The sequence below is a fragment of the Brucella sp. NBRC 14130 genome (assembly GCF_040371715.1).
In the GTDB taxonomy this organism is placed as follows: domain Bacteria; phylum Pseudomonadota; class Alphaproteobacteria; order Rhizobiales; family Rhizobiaceae; genus Brucella; species Brucella intermedia.
Genome location: NZ_BAABTE010000022.1, coordinates 13,845 through 40,214 on the forward strand (window position 1 = coordinate 13,845; position 26,370 = coordinate 40,214).

Below are 26,370 nucleotides of genomic sequence, written 5' to 3' on the forward strand. Positions count from 1 at the left end.
GCATTGGCAAATAGGCGAAATCTTCCTGAAGACAACAGGAGATCGTCCATGGACAGTGCACCCAAGACCGGGAAAAGATCAGCCGTGACGGCCATTTCACCGGCACCGAGCGGGGTGGCCCGCGAACATTTCGCGGCAGAATTCACCTTCGAAACCGATTGTTCGGACGTGCACGACGCCTTGTCGAAGGGCGCCGATTTCGTGCTTCTGGACGTGCGCAGCCCAGCGCTTTTTGCGGAAGGTCACATACCGGGCGCGATCAATCTGCCGCACGGGAAGATCATCGCGTCAAAGATGGCGGAGTGGTCGCAGGATACGGTTTTCGTCACCTACTGCGCCGGGCCGCATTGCAATGGCGCAGCACGGGGCGCCTTGCGGCTCGCCAACCTCTACCGTCCCGTCAAGATCATGGCGGGCGGACTGACAGGCTGGATGGATGAGGGGTTTGAACTCGCGAAGGGCGAGGCGGGCCGGTAGTATTCAAATAGTTCTGCCGCAAAATGGTTTCCCATTCTGCGGCAGTAAAAAGATCAGCAGAGCATATCTGAAACGCGCTTTAGGCGTGCGCTTCCTCGACATGGTTCAGCGCCTTCTGCTGCTTGAAAGCTGCGGCCTTGACCGCGGCCTGAACCTTTTCAAAGGCACGCACTTCGATCTGGCGCACGCGCTCGCGGCTGATGCTGAACTCGCTGGAAAGATCTTCCAGCGTCATCGGGTCGTCGGAGAGGCGGCGGGCCTCGAAAATGCGGCGTTCGCGGTCGTTCAGCGTATCCATCGCCTGTTCCAGCATGGAGCGGCGGTTGTCCAGCTCGTCCTGTTCGATCAGGATCTGCTCCTGGCTGCTGCTGTCATCGACCAGCCAGTCCTGCCATTCGCCCGATTCACCTTCCGAAGCGCGCAGCGGCGCATTCAGCGAGGCATCACCGGACAGGCGGCGGTTCATGGACACCACTTCGTCTTCGCTCACATTGAGCTTGGTCGCGATCTGCTTGACCTGATCGGGGTTGAGGTCGCCGTCGTCGAGCGCCTGAATCTTGCTCTTCATCTTGCGCAGATTGAAGAACAGGCGCTTCTGATTGGCGGTCGTGCCCATCTTCACAAGGCTCCACGAGCGCAGGATATATTCCTGGATCGAAGCCTTGATCCACCACATGGCATAGGTGGCAAGACGGAAGCCGCGTTCAGGCTCGAAACGCTTGACGGCCTGCATGAGACCGACATTGCCTTCCGATATGACTTCACCGATCGGCAGGCCATAGCCGCGATAACCCATGGCGATCTTGGCCACGAGACGCAGATGGCTCGTCACCAGCTTGTGAGCGGCCTTGGGATCGGTATGTTCGTGATAACGCTTGGCCAGCATATATTCTTCCTGCGGCTCAAGCATGGGAAAACGTCGGATTTCTTCCAGATAACGGGTAAGACCGCCGTCACCTGACGTGATGCTTGGGAGATTCATCTGGGCCATAGAGCACCCTCCTTTATGATTTCAGGTTCCCGTCTGGCGAACCTGTCGCGGGGGCTGCCTCCTGCACTTCCCTCTCGCGAGCCTCCATATATAGGCATGATTTTGGCAAAAACACGATCCTTTAACTCATGAAACAAACTGTCACTACAATGTGAACGTTGGTCAGGGCCAAAGGTTTCGCAAATCGTATGAAATGTAAGGTGGCGGAGCATTTTCCCTGTCACCGGAAATGCTCCATCTCTTTGTTTTCAAGCATCATCCGGCACGAAACCGCTTCGCGCTTGGGGGAAATGCTTTGGTGTTGAGAGAGCGGTTTTCACCACAACCGCGCCCCGGATCCTGGTGTTGGTCAGCCTTCAGACCTATCAGTTGTCCATCCTTCCGGCCAACCGTGACGGTTGCCAGTTTTATATAGAATGCTTCCGGAAATTTTCCAGAAGGTGCTCCATATCTTCCGGCACCGGCGCTTCAAAACGCATCAGCTCCCCGGTGGACGGATGGGTGAAAGCCAGAAGAAAGGCATGCAAGGCCTGCCGGTGGAAACCGCGCACGGCCTCCTTCAGCGGTTCCGGCAGCTTGTTGGCCTTGGTCTTGTAGGCGCTGCCATAATCCATGTCGCCGACAAGCGGGTGGCCGATATGGGCCATGTGCACGCGGATCTGATGTGTGCGGCCGGTCTCAAGGCGGCATTCGACGAGCGAGGCGAGGGCGGTCGCGTCTTCGCGGGGGCCGAATTTTTCGACCGTGGCATAATGGGTGATGGCGTGGCGGGCATCATCGCGCTCTTCATTGACCACGGCCTGCTTGGTGCGGTCGCGGTGCGAGCGACCGAGATGGGCGTCGATGTAGCCCTGCGGGCGTTCGGTCATGCCCCAGACGAGGGCGAGATAAGCGCGCTCCAGATCTCCGGTGCGGCCATGGTCGGCAAATTGTTCGCTCAGATGCCGGTGTGAAAGATCGTTCTTGGCAACGACCATGACGCCGCTCGTATCCTTGTCGAGGCGATGGACGATGCCGGGGCGGCGGATTCCGCCGATGCCCGACAAGCTATCGCCACAATGATATATGAGGGCATTGACCAGTGTTCCCGCCCAGTTGCCGTTGCCGGGGTGAACGACAAGCCCGGCGGGTTTGTTGATCACGATGAGATCATCGTCCTCGTAGAGAATATCGAGCGGGATGTTCTCGGCAATCGGTTCGGCTGGCTCCGGTTCAGGCAGCACGAGGGCGATTGTCATGCCTTCGCGCAGCTTCTGCTTGGTTTCACGGGCGGGCACGCCGTCGATGGTCACATGGCCTTCGGCAATGAGGGACTGCACGCGGCTGCGCGAGAGGTCCGGCCCCAATGCTGCGGCCAGCCACTGGTCGAGACGCTTGCCTGTGGCATCGGAGTCGGTCGTAAGCTCTTTCACTCGTGTCTTCCTTGTTGAGAGCGGCTCTGTCTTAACGAAATCGTCAGAACTGCTCTGTCTCTTGATTTTACCGCATTTATGCGACGTCAAATGTTTCCATTTGGCTGCAAAATGCTCTATCACGCGCCACACGCCGTAACACGGCGCAGTTCGAACCGGAGTCGTTGAATGCAGGATCCACACTATCCAAGATACCAGAATCATCAGGATTCGGGTTATCAGGACTATCAGCAGGGCTATTACCCGGATGAACAGGGCGAGCCCGCGCTTGATCCAGCCATGGAACGTGTGCGCCGCAAAATGATCCGGCTTCTGGCCGTCTCCATCGGTGTCATGCTGATCGGTCTTATGGCGGTGCTTGTCGCCGTTGTCTACAAGATCAATCGCGCGCCGGAAACCCCGGTTGACGAAGCCCGTTCCGATATTCCCGGACAGGCCGCGCCTGCGCCCGCAAAGCCGGAGCCGCCGAAGCTGATCGAATCGCAGATCAACCTGACGCCCGGTACCCGCCTTCTTTCGCAAAGCCTTTCGGGCAACGAACTTTCGCTGGAAACGCTGCTGCCGGACGGCGGCACGGAACTCATCATCTATGATTATCGCGAGTCCCGCATCATCGGCCGCATCAAGCTCGGCAATGTCGAATAGAGCAGTTCCGTTTAATACGGAATCGTGGAACCGCTCTATCTATTTGTTTTAAAGCATTATCCTGCGCAAATCCGCACCGCGCTTTTGCTGGAAATGCTCTGGGACAAACTGATCAGGGCGGCATGATTGCCGCCCTGTTTCTTTCTGCCTGCAAGGATTGCGCTTTTTCCTTTTGGCGCTTATATCAGCAATATGGCTCAGGCGCCCATCGTCTAGCGGTCAGGACGGCGCCCTCTCACGGCGCAAACAGGGGTTCGATTCCCCTTGGGCGTACCAGCATCATCCCCTTTTTCGCGGTCCAGCCAAGCTTGCTTGTCTACTCAAAGTTTTTCGATCCAGCAAAACTGCAATCATCCCATGTTCACGGGATATGAATGCTACGCATGGTAGTGATAGTATCTGGCATGTGGAAAATTGGATCGACTATTTATCCTCAAATCCATAATGCGGTCAGGGTGAAGGGCATTCTTGCCGAACCTTTCACGCCGAGAGACGTGCGTCGCGTCGCTCCCGGCTGGCCTTACTCCAGATACTTCTCTTTCCTCGCCGAAAATTGTACCGCCAATCAACCGGAAGGCGATGCGCTTTTCGTGCGGGTCGGCAGGGGACAATACCATCTGAACGACAAGGTGTCCGGCTCGCAGGTGGAGCCCGGTCACTGGAGCGTGATCCGGCCGGAGTGAAACGAGGATCGACAAGATCATGCTTCAAACAGACGAGATTGGAGCGCCGAACTGATTCAACCAGATCGATATGCGCTCCCATGCGCAATCCCAACAAGGGCTGGGGAGATCGGTGCGCTGCCAGTTGCAAAAATTTGCAACTGGAGCCCGGACAGTGCATAATTGCCACATGAGTGAATCGTACAAGAAACCCGATTATGAACAGGAACTGCGCCAGGCAGGCGTCCGCATCACGCGGCCGCGCCGGATCATCCTGAACATATTGACCGAGACGGAAGATCACCCCGACGCGCTGGAGATTTTCCGCCGGGCGGTCGAGATCGACAGCAGCATTTCGCTGTCGACCGTCTATCGCACGATGAAGCTTCTGGAAGAGCGTGGCGCGATTCACCGGCACGCCTTTGCCGGCGGGCCCTCGCGTTTCGAGCAGGCGAGCGGCGCGCATCACGACCATATCATCGACATGGATTCCGGCGAGGTGGTCGAATTCCGCTCCGACAAGATCGAAAAGCTGCAGGAAGAAATCGCCCGGTCGCTCGGTTACGAGATCGTCCATCACCGGCTCGAACTTTATTGCAAAAAAATCGGAAACTGACGGAACCAAATTTCGTTTGCCGCGTTTAGCGCCCATGAAGGCCGTGACCCCGCCCCCACAACGCGGTCTTCACAGTTCGCCTCAACCTCCCCGCACGAGGCGAGCGGCGAGAATGCCGCGCTGACCGTTAAACGTTAAGCAGCTGGCGTTCCGCAAATTCAGAGCAAGTCGCCGTGGTTCAGGCTCAAGGCCGGGACCATGGCGGCTTTTTTTTGATCTCCCAAATGTCCCAGAACGCCCACTAAAGCGGTTCCTCACAGAATCGCCGGAACCGCTCTAACTATTTGTTTTATCGCATTATCCAACGCAAAACCGTTTCACACTTTTGCTGGAAATGCTCTAACGCCTTACGCATCAGGCGTCGAACTGCTCCGTGGGGATGGTGAGCGAATAGACCGCCCCGGTACCGTCGATGCGATAATCGGCGTGACCATTGACGGAGGCGGGGACGATGCGCTGCAACACGGCGCTGCCGAACCGCGGGTCATGCTCGAAAACCTCGGGCATCGCCGGATTGGTTTCTTCCCAGAGGAATTCCAGCCGGTCGACGCCGCCCGTCAGATGAAGGACCTTCGCCGAAATCTTCACCCGGCCATAGGGGATGGAAAGACCGCCGAACGAGGTCGCATTGACCACCAGTTCATGCAGCGCAAGGCCGACATGCAGGGCCGCGCCCGGGAAAAGATAGGGGTTATCTCCTTCGATGCTCAGGCGCTCGTCGCTGACGTCGATATATTTCTCGACCTGCGAATGCACGAGATCGCGAAACAATGCGCCGCGCCAGTTCGAATCCGTCACCAGATCCTGCGAATAGGACAGCGACTGGATGCGCCCGCGAAACTTCAGCAGGAAATCATCGATTGTGTCTGTAAAGCGCGCCGTCTGGCTGGCGATGCTCTGCACGATGGCCAGAAGGTTCTTGGAGCGGTGACTTACTTCGCGCAGCAGGGTCTTCAGCACCTGCTCGCGCCGCTTCAGCTCGCTGATCTCGATCGCCGTGGTGACGAGGCCCTGAATATTGCCCTCGTCGTCGCGGTCACAATCGACATGAAACTCTATCCAGCGCAGCTTGTCGCCGTCATTGATGGCGATCTCCACATTCTGCGCTTCGCCCGTATCAAGCGCCGCCTGCTTGGCGCCGACAAGCTTGTGCAGGGCTGCGGAGAAGATGAAGTCGCAGTCGTTGCCGCCCACTTTCCACTTTTCCTGCCAGTAGAGCGGAATGTTCTCGCCCCACGAATAGGCGAGGTCGGGGCCTTGATAGAGCACGCAGACATTGCTGTTGCGCACTGCCCGCAACAGGGCCCGCAGACGCGCTGCGTCCGGCTCGGTATCCTGCAGGTTGAATTTTGTGCCAGCTGTCATGTCTGCCTCATTCAACCCGCAGCCCACTCAGCGCATTTCCAGCAAAAGTGCCAAGCGGTTTTGCGGTGGAGGATGCAACGAAACAAATAGCCGGACCGCCCATTGGCGACACGTCAAAAACTCCGGAAAGACTGATCGGAAATCTGCGTGCCATTGCGTCCGTTTTCTTCGACCGGCTGGCGGGTCGCGGTCGAGCCTTCATTTTCCGGTCGTTGAACCGGCCCAAATCCTTAAATCGGTAAACCGCCGCATGGCTTATGCGGCGGTCACCTTCACTGGAGTCTAATATAGGCTGGGCTTTCAGGAGGTCAAAAACAGCCTTCGGTCTTGTGCGGTCTAAGCCTTGCGGATCGCCGACGCGATGAGCGAAATGACGAGCAAGGCAAGGAACACAAAGAACAGAATCTGCGCTATACCAGCCGACGCACCAGCGATGCCGCCGAAGCCAAGCGCACCTGCTACGAGTGCCACCACGAGAAATACAAGCGCATAGTAAAGCATTTTCGGTCTCCTCTTTATTGGGTGAAGAAGAAACGCCATCCAAGCGGTATTTGTTCCGTGGTCCGGGGAAAATTAGCGCGCTCACAACTCTAAATACTCATAACGGGGCGTAAGGCGGGGTGATTGACAGATGGGCGAAGTGCTAACGGGCCGAAGTCCCGAAAGGCATGCCTTTCGGGACTTCGTATCAAGGCAATCGCTTCGCTCCCTGCCGCTAGGCTGCGACCTGCGAGGCTTCCTCGAAGAAGAGCGCCTGGCTGATCAGTGCTTTCACCATATCCGGATTGAACGGCTTGGTGACGAGGAAGGTCGGTTCCGGGCGTTCGCCCGTCAACAGGCGTTCCGGGAATGCGGTGATGAAGATGACCGGTATTGCATCGTTCTGCAGGATTTCATTCACCGCATCGATGCCCGAGCTGCCATCGGCGAGCTGGATATCGGCCAGCACCATGCGCGGCTTCTCCTGCCTGTAGAGCGCCAGCGCCTCATCCCTGGTGCGCGCGATGCCCACGACCTCATGGCCGAGGCTTTCCACCATCTGCTCGATATCCATCGCGATCAGCGGCTCATCCTCGATGATCATGATGCGCGTCGCCACCTGGCGCGAAATTTCGGTCGAAGCGACCGACAGGACGCGGCTCAGTTCGGCGTCGTCCAGTTCGAGAATTTCGGCGGCTTCCTTGTCGGAAAAACCCTCTACTGCCACAAGCAGGAAGGCCTGACGCGGCAGCGGGGCGATATGGGCAAGATTTCTTGCCGCCTGCTGTTCCCATGCAAATTCCGACGCCGGTTCCGGCACGCGGACGGAGGCCGTCTTGTAGAGATTGCAGAAAAGGCGATAGAGACCGATCCGGTCGGAGGAACCCTCCGGGAATATGCTCACATCGGCGATCAATGCTTCAAGCGCCGCCGCCACATAGGCATCGCCGGAAGCCTGCGAGCCGGTAAGAGCGCGGGAAAAACGACGAAGATAGGGAAGGTGCGGCGCGATACGCGTCGATAACGTCATGGTAATGGAACTCCTCAACTGCCGCTTTCGTTCATTGAATGCACATTGGCGAACAGGTTTGACCCTCTCCCGCCTATGCTTTGAGCGCAGCATTATGTTACCCTAAACGGGGCGTTTTGAAAAAAGTTCCGCAAGTTGGAAATATAATCGGGAACTTTTTAGAAACCCGCGCATTTCCCGGACAAGCAGGGGCTTAGATTAATAGGGTAGGGCAATCAGCCCGGAATGATCAAGATATGGCAGAAAAAGAAAACCTTCTTATGAACGGAGCCGGGGTTCGGTCGACCCGCCGCGTTCAGAAGGATATATTAGGACCAAATTGTGAAGTCGGATTGAAACTAAAGGCACTGTACACCTCGATACAGGACGAGACGATCCCGGATCGCTTCCTCGATCTTCTCGAAAAACTCGATCAGGCTGAACAGGAGAGTATGCGTGAACACAGCACCCGGTCCGTCGGTTGAGAGTAATGCACAGTTCAAGCGAGAACTCCTGTCGTCGCTGCCGAGCCTGCGCGCCTTCGCGGTGTCGCTGATCGGCCAGCATGACAAAGCGGATGATCTCGTACAGGATACGATCATGAAAGCCTGGGCCAAGCAGGAGTCCTTCGAGATGGGGACCAATATGAAGGCTTGGCTGTTCACCATCTTGCGCAATGAGTTCTACACGCAGATGCGCAAGCGCGGCCGCGAGGTGCAGGACACGGATGGCGTGTTCAGCGAGCAACTCGCCGTGCATCCTTCCCAATATGGCACGCTCGACCTGCAGGATTTCCGTGCAGCGCTGGAGCAGTTGCCGGACGACCAGCGCGAAGCGATCATCCTGATCGGCGCCTCGGGATTTGCCTATGAGGAAGCCGCCGAAATATGCGGCTGTGCCGTCGGAACCATCAAGAGCCGCGTCAGCCGTGCCCGCACGCGCCTGCAGGAAATCCTCAAGATCGAGGGCGAAAGCGATTACGGTCCCGATGCGGATTCATCGCGGGCCACGTTGAGAAGCTTCGCATGATGCATCTTTGATGCCCCTGTCCGCTGGACAGGGGAGAGCTTTTGTTGCAGAAAACCCGGACCTGTGCGGTTTTTTGCTCGCAGCGATTGCTTTTTATCTCCAGTCACTTGTAGGTTAGCGGTTGCTGATATTTCTTGTCGGCGCAGTGATTGTTGTTTGTGGGTTGCGTCTTGCCATCAGCCTTGTGGAAAAAACTGCTTCAATCGACGTCGAAGCCGGTTGCGGTTATCGTCTCGCTTGGGCTCGTGCTTCTGTCGGCGATCATGACCCTGTTTCTGTCGTCAGGCGTAAACCACCAGGTAATCGATATTTCCCGCAACTATGCCCTGCGCCAGCAGGTCGACAAGGTTGCGCGCCTTGCCAGCAATATTGAGATGAGCCGACGCGGCTATCTTCTGACGCTCGATGAGACCTATCTCGATCTCTATCGCAATACTATCCTGAGCGTCGACAAGACGCTCGCCGATCTTGAAGCCCTGACGGACCAGAACCCGTTGCAGGATGCGCGGGTCAAGCAGATCCGCGCGCTGGTCGAACGTGAACAGGAAGATGTGCGCGAGACGGTCGGTCTTGCGCAGGCTGGCAATGTGGCGGCAGCGGTGGAGAAAGTGCGCGGCGACGAGGGCAAGGTGCTGATGGACCAGCTCGCCAGCACGGTGACGCAATTCATCGATGCGGAAGAACAGCAGCTTCTCGAGCGCAACAAGCGCATCAACCGCATGCGCTACTGGATGACCGCCACCTCCATCGTGGCGCTGGCTTCCGCCGCCACGCTGGCGCTTTTGCTGTTCAGCCGCGTGCAGCGTTATGCGCGGTCTATGTTCGAGGGGCAGACCGCGCTGCGTTCCGAAAAACAGTTGCTGGAGCAGCGCGTGAAGGAACGGACCGCCGAGCTGGAAGAGGAGCGTCGCATCGCCGAGCGCGAGCGCCAGCGGGTCGAGCTTCTGCTACAGGACACCAACCATCGTATCGGCAATTCGCTGGCAACCGTGTCATCGCTGCTTGGCCTCCAGATGCGCCAGACCCGCAGCGAGGATGCACGCGCCGCCCTTGCCGCCGCCCGCGACCGCGTCCAGACAGTATCGACGGCACATCGCCGCCTGCGTCTGGGCGAGGACATGGAATCGGCCCGCGTGGACGATTTTCTTGGCACCGTCATCGATGATATCCGCAACGCCATCGGGCAGGATCGGAAGATCGAGTTCACCACCGATCTGGCGCCGCTTGACCTGAAAGCCCGCGATGTGACGACGATCGGCATCATTCTGGGCGAACTCGTCACCAATGCGATCAAGCATGCATTCAAGGGGCGCACGGAAGGCCATATCCGCATCAGCCTGAAGCCGGGTGAGGATGCCGTTCCGGTGCTGGTCGTGGAAGATGACGGCGTCGGACTGGACCATCACAAAACCGGCGAAAAGAACGGTCTCGGGACGCTCGTCATCGAGCAGCTTTGCATGCAGTTCGGCGAAAAGCCGGTTTATTGCAAGACCGATAATGGTGTTGGAACGCGGGTGATCGTTCGTCTGTCCTCGCTCCTCGAAAGCTCCGACAAGGCGGCGGGCCAATAGAAGCCCCTGGGTCCGAACGACGAACGCCGACCCCATGAGGCCGGCGTTTTCAAGGTTTGGACAGCGTGTCCCGATCAGGCGTGTCAGCTTCGCGGCGGGCGCTTTTTCTTGTCGGAAAGCAGCGAGACGAGCGCAATGCCCGCAAGCGGCAGGGCGGCGATCAGTATCGGTCGCTTGAGGATGGCGGGAACGGTTGCGATTGCTGCCGTTGCCATCATGGCCGTCTTCTCCGCCTCCATTTTCTCCTTGCGCTTTCTGGCCTCTGACGCAGCCTGAATCTTCATCACCGCGAGGATGAGAAGCGCCACGATCAGCGACAATGCCGCGAGAATGAGGGCCGCCAGCGGACCGCCATAGCTCTGCGCAAGCGCCAGGAAAGCGGCGACACAGAGGAAGGTGACTGCGATGATCGCGAAGATCGCGATGGCCGCGCCGAAGATCGCGGCGCGTTTCGTCTGGCCCGCCACGAACTTCAGTTCCTCGCCTGCCATTGCAGTCAAAAGGGGCATGAGAGCTTTCAGCATGACCCGCCTCAGCGGCGCGAGAGCAGGGCCAGCAGATAGCCGACGCCGAGTGCAGTGGCGAGCGAGGCAATCGGGCGTTCCCGCACTGTTGCCGTAAGCTGAGCTTCGAGATCCTGCGCCTTGTTGCGCAGATCATCGATGGCGTCTTCGCCCTGGATATAGGCGCTCTTGTAGGTCTCCTTCGCGCTGCGTTTGGCGTCGCGGACCGTCTGCGAACCGAGATTGGCCAGTGTCGCCGCGATGGCGGCAATGTCTTCCTTGAGTTGCTCGACCTGTGCCTGAAGGTCTTCCGCGCTGGCATCGGTCAGCGCTTCCTCGATCTTTTCTTCGATCTTGCTCGTTTTCGCGGATGCTCGCGCCATATCGGCTCTCCTGTTCATTCTTTGTCTGATCGTTCGGATAACGTGCTGCCCGCCCAATGGTTGCATGCAAAGCCGCCAGCGGCAACAAGACCGGACGGTTGTTGCAAGGCATGGTAAATGGCGCTGCCGGAAGGCGCGGAAGCATCGCCTGCAATGCTTCCGCGCATAGTGCGAGGCTTTATTCGGCTTCGCCGTGCAGGATCGTGCCTTCCGGGTCCTTCTTGTAGGCTTCGTCCGAATAGGCGGGCTGGGCCTCAAGCTGTTCCTTGGTGAACTGCGTGAAGACGTTGAGCTTGTCGTCCTTGCCGCTCGCTACATCGAGATTGGCGATCGATACGGCCACCGGCTTGGAATTGATGCCGAGGAAGCCGCCGACATCCACGACGAATGCCTCCGTCTGCCCGTCGGCGGACATCAGCACATCGCCGACTGTCCCGATCTTGGTTTCGTCCGCGCCGAAAACAGTGGCCCCGATCAGCTTGTCGGCGCTCAGTCCTTCCGATGGCACCGGCTTCATGCCCTCGGGCATCACCCTGTCCGCCTTCTGCGTGGTGATCGTCTTTTCGGCGGCGGGCGGTTCGGCGCGCGGCGCGCCGTCGGCTGCGAAGGCCGTGTTGCGGTCGAAGGCCGGTGCCTTTTCGAGCTGTTCCTTGGTGGCATCCACGATCAGCCAGCGCTTGCCGTCTTCGCGAACCACCCATGACAGGCGGTCGAAGCCGATTGCGACGTTCTTTTCGCCGACGCCGAGGAAGCCGCCGACCCCGATCACCACCGCCTGCGGGCTGCCATCGGCGCCAAGGATCATGTCATTGACCGTGCCGATATTGGCGGCGTCATTGGAGGGGCCGTTATAGACCGCCTGTCCGATGAAGCCCGACACCAGAAGCTGGCCGGGCGATGCAACGAAATATCCATTCTCGCTGGCGATCGGCTTTTCCTGTTTCTCATCGGAGAAAATCGGCGAACGGTCCTGAGCGAAAGCGGGCAGGGCGATCAGCGCGGCAAGAGCCGTGGAGGCGAGAAATCGTTTCATGAAAACTCCTGTCGGTAATTAAGGCAAACCGAAGGCGAGAGCGAATCTCGCCATCAACAGGAGAAAAAACGAGGGGAAACGGTTTCAGTTCCGCTCAAATTCCGTGTTATTGAAGCGTCAAAATTGTGAAGGGCACGGCTTTTTAATGGCGAAAATGAGGCCATGGCCCTTTCAGGTTGTAATTGCTACCTACGCCAGCAGCAGATAAGCCGCCCCTGCCAGCATGATAACGGCCAGTCCGACATGGGCAGGCTTCAGCGAACGTTGCTGCACCGGCAAGGGATCGTCATTTCCAGCCATGGCAGTGCGTGCCGCATGTTCAAGCGTCTGGATATCCTTGAGCATCATTGGCATGTCCTCCGAAATTCCGGTCAAAGCGGAATTGCATTTCCTCCCCTTGCGCCGGAATCTGTTTTTAAAACCAATCCCGAAGCGCTTCGGTCATCCTATCAGGTCTGATTTGACGCCAATGTGCAACTGGCAAAAAGGCGCGAGCCGAAAAATCTTCCCCGACCCCAATTTTGCATGATGAAAATGCCCTTCAAATGAAAACATGACTTGCGTCATCATATTATTGGGAGTTAAGAAGAGGCCCAACAGGCGGCGCGACGGCCTGCATGAGGGTTTGGTCATGTGCGCGCGGATTTGAACAATCAAAAGGCGAACAAAATGACTGGTTTCTGGCGAAAAGGCTTCATGGCTGCGGCGATGGGCATCGGCTTGCTGGGCGCGGCTTCTGCATTGGCCCAAAACGCGCCACAGGATGCATCCTCCCCGACGAATGCACCGGCGACCCCTGCCGTCGAAGCGCCTTCCAGTCCCGCACCGGCCAATACGGCGCCTGCTGCTGCTCCCGCTGCTGCGCCATCGCCTGAACTGATCCAGTCGCAGACGGCTGCTCCTGCAGCCGCGCCGGTCGAAAGCGAAAGTGGCCTGATCCTTCCGCACGACCTGTCGCCATGGGGCATGTTCATGGCTGCCGACTGGGTCGTGAAAGCGGTGATGATCGGTCTGGCGCTGGCTTCGCTTGCCACATGGACGGTCTGGGTCGCCAAATCGCTTGAACTGGCCGGTGCACGTCGCCGCGCTTATAAGGCATTGAAGGTTATCGGGCATTCGGCCACGCTTGCCGAAGCGGTACGTGCGCTCGACGGAGCAAAGGGGCCCGGTGCGGTTCTGGTCCGTGCTGCGGAAGACGAAGTTCGCCTTTCCGGTCCGGCGCTTGCCCGCGCTGGCGGCGAAGGCCTCAAGGAACGCGTATCCTCGCGCCTGTCGCGCATCGAAGCCAAGGCCGGACGCCGCCTCTCCAAAGGCACCGGCATTCTTGCGACCATCGGATCGGTCGCGCCGTTTGTCGGTCTGTTCGGCACGGTCTGGGGCATCATGAATTCATTCATCAATATCAGCCAGGCGCAGACCACGAACCTCGCGGTCGTGGCGCCGGGTATCGCGGAGGCCCTGCTTGCAACAGCCATCGGCCTCGTCGCGGCTATTCCTGCCGTGGTCATCTATAACGTTTTCGCCCGTTCGATCACCGGCTACAGGTCGCTGCTCGCCGATGCTTCGGCGGGCGTGGAGCGCCTTGTCAGCCGCGACCTCGATTTCAGGACGGCCGGTGTGCGTGAAGGCACGCTGCACGCAGCGGAGTAGGCGCCATGGCTGGTAAAGTTCGCCAAGGCGGCGGTGACGATCTCGAGCTGAACCACGAGATCAATGTGACGCCCTTCATCGACGTCATGCTGGTTCTGCTCATCATTTTCATGGTGGCGGCACCGCTGGCCACGGTTGACGTGAAAGTGGACCTGCCTGCCTCGACGGCAGCGCCCGCACCGCGCCCCGACAAGCCGCTTTACGTGACGCTGAAGGAAGACCTCAGTGTCAGCGTCGGCAACGATGTCGTGCACCGCGAGCGCCTCGGCGGTGCGCTGGACGTGCTGTCGGAGAAGAACAAGGAAGCGCGCATCTTCCTGCGCGCCGACAAGAATGTCGGCTATGGCGAATTGATGCGGGTGATGAACCTTCTGCGTGAGGCGGGTTACCTGAAGATCGCGCTGGTGGGGCTTGAAACCGTTGGTGCGAACGCCGGGACCGCTCCGGCGGCTGCAACTCCTGGAACGGCACCTTCCACGCAGGCATCGCAGGGAGCTGCGCAATGAATGCACTCCCGCCCGTGCATCCCCCGATAAAGGTGGCTTCGGCCGACGTTCACCATCATTCCTTCTGGCATGATGCGGGGCGCTGGCTCGGCGCGGGCATTCTTGTTCTGACCGTTCACGCCGCCGGGGCCTATGCCATCCACATGGCGCAGGAAGAAGACCAGCCCGACGGGACGCAGGTTGCCGCCATGGTGGTGGAACTGGCACCTGAACCGGAAGCGCCGATGGAAGAACAGGTGGCGGAGGAAGCCCAGCCGGAAACGGCTGAAGCGCCGCAGGAACTGGCGGAACCGGCCCAGCAGCCGGAACCCGTGCAGGAAGAACCAACGCCGCCCGAGCCGGAAGAGGCGACCCCGCCCGAACCCGCGCCGGAACCGCAGGCCGTTCAGGAACCGGAAGAAGTCGTTCCGGATGTGGTCCAGGCGGAAAAGCCGGAAGTCGCGGTGCCCATGCCCGTTGAAAAGCCGGAAGTGAAGCCGGAGCCCAAGCCAGAGCCGAAGCCGGAACCGAAAAAGGTCGAGAAGCCAAAGCCGGAGAAGCCAAAGCCGCCCAAGGCTGAAAAGCCCAAGCCCAAGAAGGCTGAGAAAGCACCGGAGACCCGTCAGGCCGCTGCGCCGCAGATGGATGCTGACAATGGCGCTCGTGCTGCCGCAAATCGTAGAGGTGAAAACTCTGCATCCGCGGGTGTCAGTTCCGCCAAGTGGACCTCGAAGCTGCAGTCGCATATGGCGCGCAATGTGCGTTTCCTGCAGCGGAAATCACGCAATGCCAAGGGGCTTGTTCAGGTTACCTTCGTGATTGACCCATCGGGCAATGTGCTTTCCGCCCGTCTGGCCGGTTCGTCAGGTAATCCAGACGTGGATCAACTGGCACTGGAAGCGGCGCGCCGAGCCTCGCCGGTGCCTGCACCGCCAGCCGCTGTTGCCAAGGCGCGTATGCCGATCACCTTGCCGTTGCTGTTCAAGTAGGCCATGAAGCAAGCGCGATTTTAAAGGCCTGCCTGCCTAATCAGAACCGGCTTTTCCATTGCCCGCAATCACTCCACAAACCCGAACATCGGGCCATAGCCGCCGTGCCAGGATATGTCGTTGCGCTGCAGCGCCGGGACGTAGATGCCTGCGCCACCGCCACCATCCAGAAACAGGGCGTTCGGGCATTGAAGATGGTCGCGAAACAATCGTGCAAAGTCGTGGAAATTGACCGCATCCTCGCTGACCGTGAAGCGGATCACGCCGCCCTTGCAAATGCCGACGCCGCTGCGCCGCGTCCTGTCGGTGGAGCCGACGATGAAAATCGGATTGACCTTGTTGCCGATAACGAGCATCGGCCCGGACTGGGTTGCCAGACGCGGCTTCATCCCCTGTTTCATGAAACGGTCTGTCGGCAATATTCCAGCGCCCTTGTCACCCAGATAGAAGATGCCGTTCGGCTTCTTGTAGAAGTTTGGCACGGGGCCGGAACCGCGGGCAGGTGCGGCCTTGCTCGCCGGGCGAAGTTCGCGGCCATCCTCGATATAGAGGCCCATTGGCGAAAAGTCCGGCTGGTACATTCCGGCGTTGAGCGCGAAAACCAATGTCTTGCCCTGGCTTGCGGCAGTGCCAGCCAGATTTGAAAAATTGCGGTAAGGCTCGCCATCCGCATCTTTCCAGAACAGGTGCAGGCCGGTGCCTTCGGCTCCGGCGTCGCAGACGATATAATCCGTGTTCTCGAAAGTCTCGCGGTTGCAGCTTTCGGCATGGCCCGGCTGCGTCAGTACAGCAATCGCAGCCGCCATTGTTGCGGCAGCGAACAGGGTTCGCTTGACGGGAATCATCGCTGTGCTGCCTTCCGATATTGGTTATTCGGACGACAGTGCCACAGCCGGGAGCAGGCGGGAAGCCTTGCGCGCGGGCAGGAAGCCGAAGATGAGGCCGGTCGCGAAAGCGCAGGCGAAGGCCAGCAGGACAGGCCCCACGCTGTAGCCGACAGAAAGCCCGGCCCAGCCCGCGACGGCTGCCGCGCCCAGCCCGACCACGACGCCGAAGGCACCGCCAATGGCCGAGACGGTCAGCGCCTCGGTGATGAATTGCAGCAGGATATCGCGCCTTCTCGCACCCGTTGCCATCCGCACGCCGATTTCGCGGGTTCGTTCGGTCACGCTCACCAGCATGATGTTCATCACGCCGATGCCGCCAACCAGAAGCGAGATTGCCGCGACCGACCCCAGAAACAGGGTCATCGTGTTGCCCATTGCCGTCGCGTCCTCGCGGATGGACGACATGTTGGTTATCATCGTATCCTGTTTCTTGTGGCGCTGGTCGAGCAGGTCCTGGATCTGTTCCTGCGTGGTGTTGATGAGGTCAGAATCCTTCACCTGCACGGTGATGGTGCGCACATATTTCTGGCCGAACAGCCGCAGATTGCCGGTCGAAAGCGGCACGATCACCACATCGTCCTGATCCGCACCGCCAAAGCCCGCGCCCTTTGGTTCCAGGGTGCCGATCACCTGAAACGGTATCTTCTGGATGAGGATATACTGGCCGATGGGATTGCTGCCATCCGGGAACAGGGTGTTGACGACCGTCTTGCCCAGCACCGCGACGGGCGCATAGTTGTCCATATCGCTCTGGCTGATGAAATCGCCGGTCGCCACCTTCCACGATTTGGCTTCGGAAAAGGCGGAAACAGTGCCGTTTGCCTGCGACTGGTAATCGACATTGCCGCGCCGCAGCGTCACCGTTCCGGTCACTTCCGGCACGGCGGTCTTGATGTTCGGCAGTTCCAGAATGGCGGTGGCGTCTTCGGGAACCAGTGTCGCTATCGAGCCTGTTCCCCGGAAACCGGCCATGGAGGGGCGAACCAGAATGAGATCGGTGCCCATGGCATTGATGCGGTCGAGAATGGAATTCTGCGCGCCGGTGCCGATGGCAAGCATCGTCACCACGGAACTGACGCCGATGATGATGCCAAGCAGGGTGAGGACCGTGCGGAAAATATTGGCCCGCAAGGCGCGCATCGCCATCTTCACCGCTTCCGAAACATCGGCAATGCGGGCTGAACTGCCTTCAAGGCTTTCCTGCAGCCGGAAGGGGGCCTGCGTATCGGGAATTGCGCGCTTGACCGTGTCGGAAAGAATCTGCCCATCGCGGATTTCGATCAGCCGGTCGGCGCGTTCGGCGACTTCACGCGCATGCGTGATGACGATGACCGTGTGGCCCTGCTGGTGCATGGAGCGCAGCAGTTCCATCACGTCTTCGCCGCTCTGGCTGTCGAGCGCGCCGGTCGGCTCGTCGGCAAGGATGATGCGCCCGCCATTCATGAGCGCCCGCGCGATGGAAACGCGCTGCTGCTGGCCGCCTGAAAGCTGGTTGGGGCGATGGTCGAGACGGTCACCGAGCTTCAGCTGGTTGAGCAGTTCGGCGGCGCGGGCATGGCGTTCGGAGGCAGGCAGGCCCGCATAGATCGCCGGAACTTCGACGTTTTCCTGCGCGGTCGATGTCGAGATCAGGTTATAGCTCTGGAAGACGAAGCCGAAGGTTCTGCGCCGCAATGCTGCCAGCGCGTCGGCATCGAGTGTCGATACATCCTCGCCGTCGAGCAGATATTGTCCGCCGCTCGGGCTGTCGAGACAGCCCAGAATGTTCATCAGCGTCGACTTGCCGGAGCCGGATGCGCCCATGATCGCAACGAATTCGCCAGCCTGAATATCGAGCGTAATGCCGTGCAACACCTCAACGGCAAGATCGCCGTTGTGATAGGTCTTGCGGATATCGGTGAGCCTGATGAGCGGCGTGTCGGTCATGGGATTATCGGGCATGAGGCGGCTCATCAGAACAGGCGCATGCCGGGCCTGCGGCCACGCTGCCCGGCGGCGGCTTCGGCCCCGCTGGAAGCGCTGGTGACGATAACCTTGTCGCCTTCTTCCAGCCCGCTAATGATCTCGGTCTGTACGCGATTGCGCACGCCGATCTGAACCTCGCGTTCCGTCACCGCGCCGTTGCTGCTTACAACCTTCACCGAAATCTGCGGTTTGCCTTTCTGGTTCCGTTCTTTCTGGTTCTGATCGGCACGCTTGTAGTTCAGCGCCGAGGAGGGGACGATCAACACGTCCTTTGCCTCGTCGAGAATGAAATAGACCTGCGTGCTCATATTGATCATCAGCTCGCCGGTCGGGTTCGGCACGTCGAACAGCGCATAATAGAGAACCACATTGTTCTCGGTCGCGGGCGTCGGCTTTATCTGGCGCAGCGTGCCGGTAAAGCGCTTTTCCGGCTGGCCGAGCAGGGTGAAATAGACCGGCATTCCGGGCTTCAGCCTGCCGATGTCGGCTTCGGACACCTGCGCTTCCACGGTCATCACCTTGAGGTCGGCCACGGTGACGATGGTCGGCGCGCTCTGCACGGCATTGAGCGTTTCGCCTTCCTTGGCGGACTGATCGACGACCGTGCCTTCCATGGGGCTGTAAATCTTGGTGTAGCCGAGATCGACCTTGTCGCTGGCAAGCTGGGCTTCCTGCTGGCGGATCTGCGCGCCGAGCGCCTTCACGTCAGCATCGGCCATGGCGAGGTCGGCATCGGCCTGATCGACGGTGGACTGCGACACGCCGCGCGTGGCCAAAAGCGAGCGCTGGCGCGCCGCATTGGCCTTTTTCAGCGTGAGCTGCGCCTGTTTGCTCAGAAGTTGCGCCTTGAGATTATCGAGCTGGGCGCTGGCGATTTCCACCTTCTTCTCGAAGGGCGAGGGGTCGATTTCAGCGATGAGCTGGCCCTGCTTGACCTGATCGCCCACTTCTACCTTCACGCTTTTAAGCTGGCCGGAAACCTGCGCGCCGACATTGATGCTGCGCAGTGCGCTGAGCGTGCCGACGGCGGTAATGGCGTTTTCGATGTCGCCGCGCGTGACCGTTTCGGCAAGATAGTTCGTCTTCTGGCCGCCAGCTTCCCCCGAGCCGTAGAAATACCAGCCCGCGCCCACCGCGATTGCCGCAACCGGCAGCCAGAGCCACCAGCGGCGCGCCTTGCGCGGCGCGCGCTTCGGCGACGGTGCCTTGTGCTGCCCGGTCTTGGACGAATCGGAAGTTGTAAGCACCGTCAAACCTCAAAACTTTCTGAACCGCCGCTCATCGGAGGTTCATCACCATGTCCCGCATAATTTTTTGCACCATGCAACCAAAGCGGGACCGGGCGCGCTTCGATGGCACATTGCCTCCCGGATATCTATGCTTCCCCGCTCAGGATTTCATCTTAATTATTTGTCATGCAATAATTGCCTTTGGCACAATGGCCGGAGGCTTGTCCGTGCCTTGTCAATTGTTTCCACAGCAAGCGGTGAAATGCTGAAAAGTTGGCGCCAATATAGAACTTCAGGTTATTCTTTTCAAAAAGAATGGCTTAAGCCAAATTATCAGTCAGATTAAGTGTTCTTAAATTATCTCCCGGTTAAATAAGGCTGGGAAAGCATAATCTGAAAGTAGAAAGAATAATTCAGAACGTGACCTGTCCGCGAAGGCGGATGGTCGGCGCATGCATGATGCATGTTGCTTGGGAATGGCATGAGAATAAGGTTTCGATGCTCTTGGACGGGAGGGCAAATGGCTTACCTTATTATGGGGCGGAAAAGGTTTTCATTCGTAACGAACAGGTTTCGAAGAATACCGTTACTGTTGTTTTTCAATCGTAATAAAAGCGGCACGGCGGCGGTCGAATTCGCAATATTGGCGCCGGTTTTTCTTCTGATATTGATGGGCATGATTGCGTTCGGCCTCTATCTGGGCGTGGCGAACGCCGTGCAGCAGCTTGCCGCTGATGCGACGCGGACGGCATTGGCTGGCATCGATCCGCCGGAGCGGCTCGCGCTGGCGACCAGCTATATCCGGAAGAACGCGGCGAAATATTCGCTGATCGATCCGGAAAAGATGCAGGTGAACGTGGACAATGCCCAGTCCGACCCGAACCAGTTCACCGTGACGATCCAATATGATGCGGAAAACCTGCCGATCTGGAACCTGATGACGGGCCTGCCGCTTCCGGACACGATCATCACGCGGGCATCGACAATAAGGCTCGGCGGAATCTGAAACGGGCTGGGGGGCAAAAGTCATGCGGGGTTTTGTATCGCGTTTCCTGGGTGCGCGGGGCGGCAATCTGGCGACGATGGCCGCGCTGGTCTCGCCGCTGTTCCTGGCGGTGGCGGCATTCTGCGTGGACACGAGTTCGCTGTTTCTGGAACGGCGGCAGTTGCAGAACATGGCCGACCTTGCAGCCGTCGCCGGAGCGGCTTCCCTTTCGCAGGCCAATGAAGCGGTGCTGCGGCAATTGCAGGCGAACGGCCTAGATCCGGTGCTGATGACAGACGGCTACGACCCCTCCATCGTCAACGGGAAAGCCGACAACAAGACGTGGGTCTGGGTGGAGAAGGGCAACTATTTCCCCGACAAGGACCGTGCGGTCGAAGACCGTTTCGTGGCGGGCGGTGCAAACCCGGATGCGGTTCGCGTCCGGCTGGCGCGTCCGGGCAATCTCTATTTCGGCCAATCGTTCATCAGCCGGCCCGCGCTTGGAGCGACCGGCACGGCGGCAACCAAGGCGGAAGCGGCATTTTCGGTCGGTTCGCGATTGTTGAGCCTGAATACGACGGACAGCGCGTTGAACAGCCTTCTGGGCGGGCTTCTGGGAACCTCCCTTGATCTGAAACTCGCCGACTATAAGGCTCTCGCGGCGACCGATATCAATCTCCTCGGCTTTCTGGACAAGCTTGCTCCCAAAGTGGGGTTGACGGCTGGCACATATCAGAAACTGCTCGACACTGAAGTGTCGGTCGGCATGCTCGCAAGTGTCATGGCGGAGGTCGTAACGAACAATCCGGCGGCGGGCGCCGCGCTGACCCTTCTCGGGAAAAATGCCGGCGCGCTTAACACCAAGCTGCCGGTGGGGAAATTGCTGGGCCTTGGATCGATAGCCGATGTAGCACTCGGATCATCCAATAATTACAACATCACCGCCAACGTGCTGCAGATGATTTCTGCCGCGGCCATGCTTGGGGGGGAGCATCAGCTCCAGCTTGGCCCTGGAATAAAGCTGCCCGGCCTTCTGGGACTCAAACTGGACATCGCTATTGGGGAGCCTGCGCAAAACACCCCCTTCTTCGCTGTTGGAGGGGCAGGCACATTGGTGCGCACGGCGCAGGTGCGCCTCCTTCTGACGCTGGATGTTGGCAGTGAAGGCGTTGTTTCTTATCTGGCAAATGTCCATGTGCCCATTTTCATCGATGTAGCCAGCGCCGAGGCGCAACTGAAAAGTATAAGCTGCCCGCACGGACCAGGCAGCGCCACGGTCAGGCTGGGTGTCAAACCGGGTGTGGCGGGTATATATCTCGGCGATACCGATATCGATTTGATGAAGAATTTCAGCAAGACGCCTGTCGTCAAGACGACTACCATAGCTGAAGTGAAGGCGGTTTTTCTGACAGTCGCAGAGCTCCGTGGACGTGTTCAACTTCCCCTTGGCAACCCCAAAGAGGAGATCAAGACTTTCACATCTGCGGATATTGCGGCCAAAAGGGTCCAGACCGCGAGTACGAGCAAACTCGTCGGTTCGCTGTTTGGCGGATTGATAACGGGCCTTGATCTGGAGGTGGTGCTGAGCGGAGTCCTGCCGTTGCCTTTGGGCGGGCTTACCCAGCTTCTGGGCATTTTGCTCCAGCCCCTGGCACCTGCCGTGGATGGCCTGCTCTTCGGAATTCTCGACTTGCTCGGTGTCAAACTGGGCGAGGCTGACGTTCAGGTGACCGGGGTTCTCTGTCAACGCGCCGTTCTTACACAGTGAGAAAATGGCAATAAAAAGCCCGGCTCAGCCGGGCTTTTGTCTGTGATTGGCGCGTTTAAGCCGTGCCGGTGGAACCGAAACCGCCTTCGCCGCGTGCCGTGTCGGTCACTTCGGTGCGCTCTTCGATCATCGGCTGGACGACCGGCGCGAAAACAGCCTGCGCGATGCGCATGCCCCGTTCGATGCGAAAATCGTCATCGCCCAGATTGATCAGGAGAACTTTCACTTCACCACGATAGTCGGAATCGATGGTGCCGGGCGTGTTGAGGCAGGTGATGCCGTTTTTGAAGGCTAGGCCGGAACGCGGGCGTATCTGCACCTCGAAGCCTTCCGGAATCTCGAAGATCAGGCCGGTCGGCACCAGCGTGCGACGTCCCGGCAGGAGAACGATCTGGCGATCTTCGGCAACGGCCGCCCGCAGGTCCATGCCCGCCGAGCCGGACGTCTCATAGGCCGGGAGTTCAAGGTCCTTCGCATGTTCGAGCCGGATGATGCCGAGCGTTGGCGCGGAAGAGGATGCTGCGGTCATGAGGGAGCCTTTCCTGCGAGAGTTCAGTTGGCCTGCGAGAGACATTGTTTCATGGCGCATCTGTTTGGAAATTGTTCACACATTTCCCGATGCGCTCAAACTGGCGACGCTCATACGTGAAAACCAATGAAAGGTGTACCGCCTATTTGGCGTTTTGCAATGATAGTACGGCACAGGGTCATGCAATTTGCACCGGGAATGTCCACCGGGAATGAAAAACGCCCGACCGCGCCCATGGAACAAATCCATCCTTGGCCTGTTGGACTTCGTGTCGAAGGAGAGAGGATTTGAAAATGCCGAGCCCGGAAATGACCAGATGTATCGATGCCTGCCTTGATTGCTATCGCGTTTGCCTCCACACGGCCTCCAGCCACTGCCTTGAAGAAGGTGGGGCGCATGTCGAGCCGAAACATTACCGCATCATGCTGGCCTGCGTGGAAAGCTGCCGCACGGCAGCGCACATAATGTTGCTCGACACGCCCCTTCATCGTGAAACCTGCGGAGCCTGCGCGAAGATTTGCGAAGCCTGTGCTCAATCCTGCCGCGAGGTCGGCGGCATGGAAAAATGCGTCGAAGCGTGCGAGCAGTGCGCGGCCATCTGCCGCGAAATGGCTGGCCATTAGAGCGTGTTTCGATCCGATTGAATCAGATTCGGCACTCCGTCTCTTCCATTCGAAGCATATCCTGATCGTCCTCGTTCACTCCGGAGGGATCATGCTCGAGGTGCCGGGAGAGACGCGAAGAACGGGTTGTTTTCCCCGTCAGGCGGTCCCGCACAATCTGCTATTCCTTCAGCGGCACGGCGGTCGTTTCCTTGATCTCCTCCATCACGAAAGAGGCCGAAACGTCCGAGAGCGGCACGCTCGCAATCAGTCGCTGGTAAAGGCGGTCATAGGCCTTGACGTCCGAAACGCGGGCCTTCAGCACATAATCCAGATCACCTGTCATGCGATAAACGCCGACGATTTCCGGAAAGCGGCCCATAGCGGCGCGAAATTTCGTCAGCCAGTCGGGATCATGGCTCGATGTGCGTACCAGAATGAAGACCGACAGGCCGCAGCCCACCGTTTCGGCATCGACCAGGGCGACACGCGCCTTGATGATCCCTTCATCCTCCATGCGCTTTACCCGCCGCCAGCAGGCGTTGCGGGAGAGGTGGACCCGCTCCGAGAGAGAATCAACGGACAAGGTTCCGTCGATTTGCAACTCCCCCAGGATTTTTCGGTCAATCTCGTCAAGAAATGGCTTCATCGTGGGATGATTGTCCCATTAAATCCACTTTGGCAAGGATATTTTGAGATTTCATCTCTAATGCATTTGCTAGAATGATTTTTCAGAAAGGTGCTTGCCGCGCCGGACAAAAGGGAACGAATTGCTCATTGACGGGAGTATTTCCAATGACCACTCGCATCACACGCCTCTTCACCGAACATCCCCAGTCGGTTGACGAAACCTATTTCGAACATATGGCCTTTGCCGGTCGTTTTTCGTTCAAGCTTTTTTGTGCGGCGTTTGCAGCACTCATTCATGCAATTTTGCCATTTTTGTTCGAGAAGACGGCGAGCACGATCGTTCGCCAGCTTTATGAGCGGACGCATAACCGGGGCCGGTAATCGCCGGAGCAAAAATGTGTCGTTGGGCCGCCTATCTCGGACCTGAAACCTATCTGGAAGACATCATTTCGTCTCCCTGCCATTCGCTCGTGGCGCAAAGCCACGATGCGCATGAAGCCAAAACACGGACCAATGGCGACGGCTTCGGCGTTGCCTGGTACGGCCATCGCGACGAGCCGGGCCTTTACCGGGATATTCTGCCCGCATGGTCCGACCAGAATCTCCGCAGCCTGGCGCGACAGATACGGTCGCGCCTTTTTCTTGCGCATGTGCGGGCTTCGACCGGGGGGCTTACCAGCCGTTCCAACTGCCATCCCTTCGTTTCCGGCCGCTGGAGCTTCATGCATAACGGCCAGATCGGGCATTTCGACCGGTTGCGCCGCAGGCTGGAAAGCCATTTGAGCGATGCGATCTACGGCCAGAAGCACGGCGCCACCGATTCGGAGCTGATCTTCCTGCTGATGCTGGAATTCGGCCTCGACAATGACCCCGTTCTGGCGATGAAGCGCATGGTGGCAACGGTTGTCGAGGAAGCGGTCCGCGGCGGCGTGCCGCCATTTCTGCGGCTGACCGCCGCCTTCTCCGACGGTAGCCAGCTTTATGCCATCCGCTATGCGACCGATGCCTTTGCGCCGACGCTCTATACGGCGACGCTGGGCGGGTCGTCGGGCATTTGCGTGGTGTCGGAGCCGCTCGACGGCGAAGCTGCCAACTGGATGGCGGTGCCGGCAAACAGTTTCGTCACTGTTTCCCGGCAGGGGCGCATTGCGATCGAGGCTTTCGAGGAACCGATTTCCCGACCGCAGGATGCCGTGACAGTTTAGAGCGGTTCCTGTTCTAACAGAATCGCCGGAACCGCTCTAACTATTTGCTTTATCGCATTATCTAACGCATCGAAGCGGGTTAAGAAATCAGTCCAGTGAACTGATTTCCCCGCGTAGACGTTTCACACTTTTGCTGAAAATGCTCCAGGCGGGCCGCGCCTTATCCTGAAACCAGGTCCCACTTTCGGTTTATCAGCTGAACGGGAGAGGCGCCCGGGAAGCTTCGAAGCCTAGGCGCTGCCGATCAATATGCCCGCCGCCAGCACCAGCGCGCCGCCGAGAACCACCTGAAGCACCGAGCGGAAGAACGGTGTTTCCATATAGCGGTTCTGGATGAAGGCGATGGCCCAGAGCTCGAAGAAGACCAGAATCGCGGCAATGCTTGTGGCGGTCCAGAAATCCTGGATCAGGTAGGGCAGGGTATGGCCGAGGCCGCCCAGCGTCGTCATGATGCCGCAGGACAGGCCGCGCTTGACCGGTGAGCCGCGACCCGACAGCTTGCCGTCGTCGTGGATCGCTTCGGTAAAGCCCATCGAAATACCCGCGCCGACCGAGGCCGACAGGCCGACCAGAAAGGTCTGCCACGTGTCCTGCGTTGCAAAAGCGGCGGCGAAGATCGGGGCGAGCGTCGATACGGAGCCGTCCATCAGGCCCGCAAGGCCCGGCTGGACATAAGTGAGGATGAACTGCTTGCGTTCGGCCGCGCGCTCCTCGTCCTGAACGTCATCCGGCGTCAGCGTGTTTTCCAGCGATTCAGCCTTGGCTTCATGCTGCTTTTCCTGTTGGGCGAGGTCACCCAGCAGCTTGCGTGTGTCCGCGTCGCTGACGCGCCTGGCTGCCTCGACATAGAAGCGATAGGCCTGTTCTTCCATTTCCGATGCGGCTTCGCGCACCTTGTCGATGCCAAGCGGACGCACCAGCCAGTCGGGTTTGCGATCATAATAGCCGCTGACATGCTCGCGGCGGATCAGTGGAATCCGGTCGCCGAAGCGGGCCTTGTGACGTTCGATCAGCGCATCGCGGTGGCCATGTTCCTCCGCTGCCATCTGCTCGAAGATTTTCGCCGATTGCGGAAAATCGTCGCGCAGGCCGTCGGCATAAGCGAGGTAGATGCGCGCATCGTCCTCCTCGGAGGATATGGCGAGCGCCAGAATTTCCTGTTCGGAAAGCGAATCGAAGGGACGGCGGTCATTGCGGAAGAATCGGCTCAGCATCCTGGGAATCCAAAGTTTAGAATTATTCTAAAATATGCCTTGGCATTCGGAAGTCA

The 26,370-nt window shown here is 58.9% G+C and carries 30 protein-coding genes and 1 tRNA gene; 16 read left to right on the forward strand and 15 right to left on the reverse strand.

Translation table 11 applies throughout. The features are described from left to right. The first annotated feature begins 48 nt into the window (after window positions 1-48). Entirely contained in the window at window positions 49-477 is a 429-nt protein-coding gene (locus ABWW28_RS25205) for a rhodanese-like domain-containing protein (RefSeq protein WP_021587982.1), read from the forward strand. Between the two features lie 79 nt (window positions 478-556). Here the strand turns inward: ABWW28_RS25205 and rpoH are convergent, their stop codons facing one another. After that, window positions 557-1,468 (reverse strand): RNA polymerase sigma factor RpoH, encoded by a 912-nt coding sequence (gene rpoH, locus ABWW28_RS25210; protein ID WP_006467693.1) that lies wholly within the window; start codon window positions 1,466-1,468, stop codon window positions 557-559. 407 nt (window positions 1,469-1,875) lie between these two features. Further along, window positions 1,876-2,880 carry an RluA family pseudouridine synthase gene (locus ABWW28_RS25215; protein ID WP_021587981.1) on the reverse strand — a complete coding sequence of 335 codons (1,005 nt, stop codon included), beginning with the start codon at window positions 2,878-2,880 and terminating at the stop codon, window positions 1,876-1,878. 168 nt (window positions 2,881-3,048) lie between these two features. On the opposite strand from ABWW28_RS25215, the gene ABWW28_RS25220 reads away from it, so the two are divergent. The 4 genes from ABWW28_RS25220 to ABWW28_RS25235 all read left to right on the forward strand — a co-directional run bounded on the left by ABWW28_RS25220 (window position 3,049) and on the right by ABWW28_RS25235 (window position 4,803). Further along, window positions 3,049-3,525, forward strand: a complete 477-nt coding sequence (locus tag ABWW28_RS25220; protein WP_021587980.1) for a hypothetical protein — start codon at window positions 3,049-3,051, stop codon at window positions 3,523-3,525. A gap of 201 nt (window positions 3,526-3,726) precedes the next feature. Then, a tRNA-Glu gene (locus tag ABWW28_RS25225) sits at window positions 3,727-3,801 on the forward strand. Window positions 3,802-3,929: 128 nt separating this feature from the next. Beyond that, window positions 3,930-4,208 carry a hypothetical protein gene (locus tag ABWW28_RS25230; RefSeq protein ID WP_031347272.1) on the forward strand — a complete coding sequence of 93 codons (279 nt, stop codon included), beginning with the start codon at window positions 3,930-3,932 and terminating at the stop codon, window positions 4,206-4,208. A gap of 169 nt (window positions 4,209-4,377) precedes the next feature. Next, window positions 4,378-4,803, forward strand: coding sequence for a Fur family transcriptional regulator (locus tag ABWW28_RS25235; RefSeq protein ID WP_006473346.1), 426 nt, complete (start codon window positions 4,378-4,380; stop codon window positions 4,801-4,803). A 354-nt stretch (window positions 4,804-5,157) separates the two neighbouring features. On the opposite strand, the gene ABWW28_RS25240 is transcribed toward ABWW28_RS25235, so the two are convergent. From ABWW28_RS25240 to ABWW28_RS25250, 3 genes are all read right to left on the reverse strand, one after another. After that, window positions 5,158-6,168, reverse strand: a complete 1,011-nt coding sequence (locus ABWW28_RS25240; protein WP_021587977.1) for a sensor histidine kinase — start codon at window positions 6,166-6,168, stop codon at window positions 5,158-5,160. 336 nt (window positions 6,169-6,504) lie between these two features. Next, window positions 6,505-6,669, reverse strand: coding sequence for a DUF1328 domain-containing protein (locus ABWW28_RS25245; RefSeq protein WP_006473348.1), 165 nt, complete (start codon window positions 6,667-6,669; stop codon window positions 6,505-6,507). 214 nt (window positions 6,670-6,883) lie between these two features. Next, window positions 6,884-7,678: a response regulator gene (locus ABWW28_RS25250; protein WP_022569738.1), complete on the reverse strand. Its 795-nt coding sequence runs from the start codon at window positions 7,676-7,678 to the stop codon at window positions 6,884-6,886. Between the two features lie 236 nt (window positions 7,679-7,914). Here ABWW28_RS25250 and ABWW28_RS25255 point away from each other — a divergent pair, with 236 nt between their 5' ends. The 3 genes from ABWW28_RS25255 (at window position 7,915) to ABWW28_RS25265 (ending at window position 10,257) form a co-directional block, all read left to right on the forward strand. Further along, entirely contained in the window at window positions 7,915-8,142 is a 228-nt protein-coding gene (locus ABWW28_RS25255; protein WP_006467674.1) for a NepR family anti-sigma factor, read from the forward strand. Then, window positions 8,114-8,686, forward strand: a complete 573-nt coding sequence (locus tag ABWW28_RS25260; protein ID WP_006467673.1) for an RNA polymerase sigma factor — start codon at window positions 8,114-8,116, stop codon at window positions 8,684-8,686. The genes ABWW28_RS25255 and ABWW28_RS25260 overlap by 29 nt, the downstream gene beginning before the upstream one ends. A 170-nt stretch (window positions 8,687-8,856) precedes the next feature. Next, on the forward strand, window positions 8,857-10,257 hold the full coding sequence (locus ABWW28_RS25265; protein ID WP_031347271.1) for a sensor histidine kinase: 1,401 nt from the start codon (window positions 8,857-8,859) through the stop codon (window positions 10,255-10,257). Between the two features lie 83 nt (window positions 10,258-10,340). Here the strand turns inward: ABWW28_RS25265 and ABWW28_RS25270 are convergent, their stop codons facing one another. The 4 genes from ABWW28_RS25270 to ABWW28_RS25285 form a co-directional block, all read right to left on the reverse strand. After that, complete coding sequence (locus ABWW28_RS25270; protein ID WP_176588507.1) at window positions 10,341-10,781, reverse strand: hypothetical protein; 441 nt, start codon at window positions 10,779-10,781, stop codon at window positions 10,341-10,343. 8 nt (window positions 10,782-10,789) lie between these two features. Then, window positions 10,790-11,143, reverse strand: a complete 354-nt coding sequence (locus ABWW28_RS25275) for an ElaB/YgaM/YqjD family protein (RefSeq protein ID WP_006473237.1) — start codon at window positions 11,141-11,143, stop codon at window positions 10,790-10,792. Between the two features lie 178 nt (window positions 11,144-11,321). Beyond that, window positions 11,322-12,176, reverse strand: coding sequence for a PRC-barrel domain-containing protein (locus tag ABWW28_RS25280; protein WP_006467669.1), 855 nt, complete (start codon window positions 12,174-12,176; stop codon window positions 11,322-11,324). Window positions 12,177-12,365: 189 nt separating this feature from the next. Further along, the gene (locus ABWW28_RS25285) at window positions 12,366-12,524 is read right to left on the reverse strand and encodes a hypothetical protein (protein WP_021587971.1); all 159 of its coding nucleotides are present in this window, start codon (window positions 12,522-12,524) and stop codon (window positions 12,366-12,368) included. A 285-nt stretch (window positions 12,525-12,809) separates the two neighbouring features. Between ABWW28_RS25285 and exbB the strand changes: the two genes are divergently transcribed. Genes exbB through ABWW28_RS25300 form a run of 3 tightly spaced genes read left to right on the forward strand, consistent with a single transcriptional unit; the run spans window position 12,810 to window position 15,300 of the window. After that, on the forward strand, window positions 12,810-13,826 hold the full coding sequence (gene exbB, locus ABWW28_RS25290) for a tonB-system energizer ExbB (protein WP_021587970.1): 1,017 nt from the start codon (window positions 12,810-12,812) through the stop codon (window positions 13,824-13,826). Window positions 13,827-13,831: 5 nt separating this feature from the next. Then, window positions 13,832-14,332, forward strand: coding sequence for a TonB system transport protein ExbD (exbD, locus tag ABWW28_RS25295; RefSeq protein ID WP_176588506.1), 501 nt, complete (start codon window positions 13,832-13,834; stop codon window positions 14,330-14,332). Continuing rightward, window positions 14,329-15,300: an energy transducer TonB family protein gene (locus ABWW28_RS25300; RefSeq protein WP_021587968.1), complete on the forward strand. Its 972-nt coding sequence runs from the start codon at window positions 14,329-14,331 to the stop codon at window positions 15,298-15,300. The genes exbD and ABWW28_RS25300 overlap by 4 nt, the downstream gene beginning before the upstream one ends. A gap of 68 nt (window positions 15,301-15,368) precedes the next feature. Here ABWW28_RS25300 and ABWW28_RS25305 read toward each other — a convergent pair whose 3' ends face one another. From ABWW28_RS25305 to ABWW28_RS25315, 3 genes are read right to left on the reverse strand one after another with little or no spacing between them, the layout of a single operon-like run. Then, the gene (locus ABWW28_RS25305) at window positions 15,369-16,145 is read right to left on the reverse strand and encodes a phosphodiester glycosidase family protein (protein WP_021587967.1); all 777 of its coding nucleotides are present in this window, start codon (window positions 16,143-16,145) and stop codon (window positions 15,369-15,371) included. A gap of 24 nt (window positions 16,146-16,169) precedes the next feature. Continuing rightward, window positions 16,170-18,113, reverse strand: a complete 1,944-nt coding sequence (locus ABWW28_RS25310) for a MacB family efflux pump subunit (RefSeq protein WP_031347270.1) — start codon at window positions 18,111-18,113, stop codon at window positions 16,170-16,172. 26 nt (window positions 18,114-18,139) lie between these two features. Then, complete coding sequence (locus ABWW28_RS25315) at window positions 18,140-19,399, reverse strand: efflux RND transporter periplasmic adaptor subunit (protein WP_021587965.1); 1,260 nt, start codon at window positions 19,397-19,399, stop codon at window positions 18,140-18,142. 574 nt (window positions 19,400-19,973) lie between these two features. Here ABWW28_RS25315 and ABWW28_RS25320 point away from each other — a divergent pair. Then, window positions 19,974-20,387 (forward strand): TadE/TadG family type IV pilus assembly protein, encoded by a 414-nt coding sequence (locus tag ABWW28_RS25320; RefSeq protein ID WP_021587964.1) that lies wholly within the window; start codon window positions 19,974-19,976, stop codon window positions 20,385-20,387. A 22-nt stretch (window positions 20,388-20,409) separates the two neighbouring features. Then, window positions 20,410-22,134, forward strand: coding sequence for a pilus assembly protein TadG-related protein (locus ABWW28_RS25325; RefSeq protein ID WP_021587963.1), 1,725 nt, complete (start codon window positions 20,410-20,412; stop codon window positions 22,132-22,134). 55 nt (window positions 22,135-22,189) lie between these two features. Here the strand turns inward: ABWW28_RS25325 and dut are convergent, their stop codons facing one another. Beyond that, window positions 22,190-22,663: a dUTP diphosphatase gene (dut, locus tag ABWW28_RS25330; RefSeq protein WP_176588504.1), complete on the reverse strand. Its 474-nt coding sequence runs from the start codon at window positions 22,661-22,663 to the stop codon at window positions 22,190-22,192. A 308-nt stretch (window positions 22,664-22,971) separates the two neighbouring features. Here dut and ABWW28_RS25335 point away from each other — a divergent pair, with 308 nt between their 5' ends. Further along, window positions 22,972-23,286: a four-helix bundle copper-binding protein gene (locus ABWW28_RS25335; RefSeq protein WP_473709925.1), complete on the forward strand. Its 315-nt coding sequence runs from the start codon at window positions 22,972-22,974 to the stop codon at window positions 23,284-23,286. A gap of 160 nt (window positions 23,287-23,446) precedes the next feature. Here ABWW28_RS25335 and ABWW28_RS25340 read toward each other — a convergent pair whose 3' ends face one another. Further along, window positions 23,447-23,914, reverse strand: coding sequence for an Lrp/AsnC family transcriptional regulator (locus tag ABWW28_RS25340; protein ID WP_006473245.1), 468 nt, complete (start codon window positions 23,912-23,914; stop codon window positions 23,447-23,449). Window positions 23,915-24,060: 146 nt separating this feature from the next. Between ABWW28_RS25340 and ABWW28_RS25345 the strand changes: the two genes are divergently transcribed. Then, on the forward strand, window positions 24,061-24,276 hold the full coding sequence (locus ABWW28_RS25345) for a DUF6356 family protein (RefSeq protein WP_006473246.1): 216 nt from the start codon (window positions 24,061-24,063) through the stop codon (window positions 24,274-24,276). Window positions 24,277-24,290: 14 nt separating this feature from the next. Next, window positions 24,291-25,100, forward strand: coding sequence for a class II glutamine amidotransferase (locus tag ABWW28_RS25350; protein ID WP_006467656.1), 810 nt, complete (start codon window positions 24,291-24,293; stop codon window positions 25,098-25,100). Window positions 25,101-25,330: 230 nt separating this feature from the next. On the opposite strand, the gene mbfA is transcribed toward ABWW28_RS25350, so the two are convergent. After that, the gene (gene mbfA, locus ABWW28_RS25355) at window positions 25,331-26,314 is read right to left on the reverse strand and encodes an iron exporter MbfA (RefSeq protein WP_021587960.1); all 984 of its coding nucleotides are present in this window, start codon (window positions 26,312-26,314) and stop codon (window positions 25,331-25,333) included. Window positions 26,315-26,370 lie beyond the last annotated feature (56 nt).

Coding starts and splice junctions, on each gene's coding strand:
- ABWW28_RS25350 (WP_006467656.1), top strand. CDS start 24,291: ATGTGTCGTTGGGCCGCCTATCTCGGACCTGAAACCTATCTGGAAGAC.
- ABWW28_RS25250 (WP_022569738.1), bottom strand. CDS start 7,678: ATGACGTTATCGACGCGTATCGCGCCGCACCTTCCCTATCTTCGTCGT.
- dut (WP_176588504.1), bottom strand. CDS start 22,663: ATGACCGCAGCATCCTCTTCCGCGCCAACGCTCGGCATCATCCGGCTC.
- ABWW28_RS25300 (WP_021587968.1), top strand. CDS start 14,329: ATGAATGCACTCCCGCCCGTGCATCCCCCGATAAAGGTGGCTTCGGCC.
- ABWW28_RS25310 (WP_031347270.1), bottom strand. CDS start 18,113: ATGACCGACACGCCGCTCATCAGGCTCACCGATATCCGCAAGACCTAT.
- ABWW28_RS25240 (WP_021587977.1), bottom strand. CDS start 6,168: ATGACAGCTGGCACAAAATTCAACCTGCAGGATACCGAGCCGGACGCA.
- rpoH (WP_006467693.1), bottom strand. CDS start 1,468: ATGGCCCAGATGAATCTCCCAAGCATCACGTCAGGTGACGGCGGTCTT.
- ABWW28_RS25325 (WP_021587963.1), top strand. CDS start 20,410: ATGCGGGGTTTTGTATCGCGTTTCCTGGGTGCGCGGGGCGGCAATCTG.
- ABWW28_RS25345 (WP_006473246.1), top strand. CDS start 24,061: ATGACCACTCGCATCACACGCCTCTTCACCGAACATCCCCAGTCGGTT.
- ABWW28_RS25245 (WP_006473348.1), bottom strand. CDS start 6,669: ATGCTTTACTATGCGCTTGTATTTCTCGTGGTGGCACTCGTAGCAGGT.
- ABWW28_RS25235 (WP_006473346.1), top strand. CDS start 4,378: ATGAGTGAATCGTACAAGAAACCCGATTATGAACAGGAACTGCGCCAG.
- exbD (WP_176588506.1), top strand. CDS start 13,832: ATGGCTGGTAAAGTTCGCCAAGGCGGCGGTGACGATCTCGAGCTGAAC.
- ABWW28_RS25280 (WP_006467669.1), bottom strand. CDS start 12,176: ATGAAACGATTTCTCGCCTCCACGGCTCTTGCCGCGCTGATCGCCCTG.
- ABWW28_RS25255 (WP_006467674.1), top strand. CDS start 7,915: ATGGCAGAAAAAGAAAACCTTCTTATGAACGGAGCCGGGGTTCGGTCG.
- mbfA (WP_021587960.1), bottom strand. CDS start 26,314: ATGCTGAGCCGATTCTTCCGCAATGACCGCCGTCCCTTCGATTCGCTT.
- ABWW28_RS25275 (WP_006473237.1), bottom strand. CDS start 11,143: ATGGCGCGAGCATCCGCGAAAACGAGCAAGATCGAAGAAAAGATCGAG.
- ABWW28_RS25305 (WP_021587967.1), bottom strand. CDS start 16,145: ATGATTCCCGTCAAGCGAACCCTGTTCGCTGCCGCAACAATGGCGGCT.
- ABWW28_RS25340 (WP_006473245.1), bottom strand. CDS start 23,914: ATGAAGCCATTTCTTGACGAGATTGACCGAAAAATCCTGGGGGAGTTG.
- ABWW28_RS25270 (WP_176588507.1), bottom strand. CDS start 10,781: ATGCTGAAAGCTCTCATGCCCCTTTTGACTGCAATGGCAGGCGAGGAA.
- ABWW28_RS25335 (WP_473709925.1), top strand. CDS start 22,972: ATGACCAGATGTATCGATGCCTGCCTTGATTGCTATCGCGTTTGCCTC.
- ABWW28_RS25220 (WP_021587980.1), top strand. CDS start 3,049: ATGCAGGATCCACACTATCCAAGATACCAGAATCATCAGGATTCGGGT.
- ABWW28_RS25285 (WP_021587971.1), bottom strand. CDS start 12,524: ATGATGCTCAAGGATATCCAGACGCTTGAACATGCGGCACGCACTGCC.
- ABWW28_RS25205 (WP_021587982.1), top strand. CDS start 49: ATGGACAGTGCACCCAAGACCGGGAAAAGATCAGCCGTGACGGCCATT.
- ABWW28_RS25230 (WP_031347272.1), top strand. CDS start 3,930: ATGTGGAAAATTGGATCGACTATTTATCCTCAAATCCATAATGCGGTC.